The sequence below is a fragment of the Stieleria sp. genome, from assembly GCF_041595215.1.
GTDB classification, from domain to species: domain Bacteria; phylum Planctomycetota; class Planctomycetia; order Pirellulales; family Pirellulaceae; genus Stieleria; species Stieleria magnilauensis.
The window spans coordinates 1-2,347 of sequence record NZ_JBFHKV010001210.1; the positions used below are offsets into that span (position 1 = coordinate 1).

Genomic DNA, 2,347 nt, shown 5'->3' on the forward strand with positions numbered 1-2,347 from the left:
GCGGACTCGTCGCCTCGTCCACTACGCGGGAATTGAGGAGCGGACTCGTCGCCTCGTCCACTACGCGGGAATTGAGGAGCGGACTCGTCGCCTCGTCCGCTACGCGGGAATTGAGCTGCGGTAGAGCCTAGTCTCCAAGACAGACCAGCTTTCCGTCCTGCGTCGTCAGAAAGAGACGTTCATCGGCGATCGCCAAACCGTCCCAGGCCGGCGGCGGCACCTTTGATTCTTTGATGACGTAACCCGTTTCCGTCGACAGGACTTTTAAACGACCGTCTCGGTGGACGACGTACAGCTTTCCATCGCCCGACAATGCCATCGCGTAGATCTCATTGTGAAGTTGGGTCCCGTATTTGGGCTCCTCCCGGACTTCTTCGGGATCGGCAAAGGGATCATGGACCCAGGCCGAGTTGGTGGAGATGCGTTGGTTGCGATACGGTTTTCCGCCTTCACGGGCCAACTTACCCGCTTCCCATCCGGTGATCCACTTGTTGTTGAAGGACTGAACGTCGTCGGCACTGAAATCACGACGGAAAACGTCCGTACTTCCATCGAGTGAGCTGAAGACTTTGTCGTCTTTGAAAACCGTCAATGGCCGACATGACGCTTCTCCGCTGAAGCGATGTTGATGCCGGGCGCCATAGGTCCAACTGCCGCGTGGAACCCAGACGTCCCCCTTACCGGTATTGAGCCTGGCAAACGCGTTCCATTTGTCGACGTCCACCTGCTTGCCGTCAAGTGACAGGATCCAACGCGACATCGCCAACTTGTCCCCTTCGGCGTGCAGGATGTCAAAGGGATCGAATTCCAAGCCGGAGTTTTCGTAGAAGCCTTTCTGCGGGACGCTGTCGATGCGTTTGACCCAGTGGCGTTTTCCGGTCATCGGATCGACCGCAAAGACCAGGATGCCACCGTCGGCCAAGGGTTGGCGTCCGGCTGCAAAATAGGCGATGCCGTCCATGACCAGAATGGCGCCGGGAACGGGCCAAGGCGATTCGACTTGTCCGTAGGCGACGATTCGCTCGTCGTTGGGGGCGGCACGCATCCGCCAGACCAGTCCGCCGGTGTCGGCGCGAACCGCATACACCCATCCCGCAGCGGTTCCGAACAGACACAGCCCGCGGTGAATCGCAGGCGGCGTATCGAGCCGTCCGTTGGCGGTGAATCTCCAACGCACCTCACCCGATTGCGTGTCCAAAGCGATCAATTCATGCGCGTTGGACCGCGTCACGAAAGCGGTCCCGGCGGCAATCGTCGGAGCGCTCAGCGGGCCTTTGACGACCGGGTTCTCGTTCCAATCGTGCATGATCGGCCCCTTGATTTCGGCATCGGCGGCCAACTCATCGGACAAAACGGCCGTCCACTTCTGACTCAAGCCGTCGGGACCCGATGCGTCTGTGCTGGAACTGCGCCAGCGATCGTGACGGTACAGCGGCCAGTCGTTCGGACCGGATTCCGCCGCGTTCGGGTCGATCTTTGCCGGCCCTGTTTCGAGCACGAAGTCGATCTCGTCGAGTGGACGGTTGGCATCATGCTGTCCCGCTGCGGCTTTCGCCATCGCGACAAAACCGCGTAACATCGGCCAGCAGGTGCAGTGCTTGGGGGTGGTGTAAATCAATCCGTTTGCCGGAATCCAACCGCTGTCGCGCGAACAATTCGCCTTGGTGATCCGATTGGCGATCACTTCTCCCGAGTTCAGGTCGGTCATGTCCAGCTCACCGGCAAACAGATAATTGGGGGTGGCGACGGGAGGAAAACAATGGGCCAGCCCGGCCGGATAGCTCACGCGGACTTCGCCGGTCTTCGGATCAAGTGCGGAGACTTGTGGCGCGGACCGAACGAGTTTGTCTTTGTCCGCCGTGTTCATCTTTCCTCCATGCAGAATCCAGATGTCGTTGTCCAAGAACATCGCTCGTGCCTGGCGGGCGTGATTCATTCCCGGCGGATACTCCTTGGACCAGCGGTGCTCGCCGGTGGTTGCGGACACGACATGAATTCCGTTGCCGGCGTCATGGTCGTTCAACGTTGAAACTTCGAACACCAACAGTCCCTTGGCAATGACGGTACGCGTCGTTTCAATCAACCAGGGGTAGTCATCACGTGTCCAGATTTCGTTTCCCGTCTCGGCGTCTAATACGACCGCGACGGCTTTTTCACCGCGCTTGATGCGTCCTTGAAGAAATGCGACACGCCGGCCATCGGCGACCACATTCCGCGGTTCGGCTGCTTCCACCCGCCACAGTTCCGCCCCGGTTTCGACATGGTATGCCCGTACCGATTGATCATCGGCGGCAATCACGCGCACGCCGTCGAACAAAAACGCACGAGGCGACTTCATTTTTGCGAA

Annotated in this window: 1 protein-coding gene; it reads right to left on the reverse strand. The window is 59.4% G+C overall.

Annotated elements, in window-relative coordinates:
• Nucleotides 1-127 precede the first annotated feature (127 nt).
• A partial coding sequence (locus tag ABX749_RS29775) for a PQQ-binding-like beta-propeller repeat protein (RefSeq protein WP_372899234.1) occupies nucleotides 128-2,347 on the reverse strand: 2,220 nt, incomplete at its 5' end.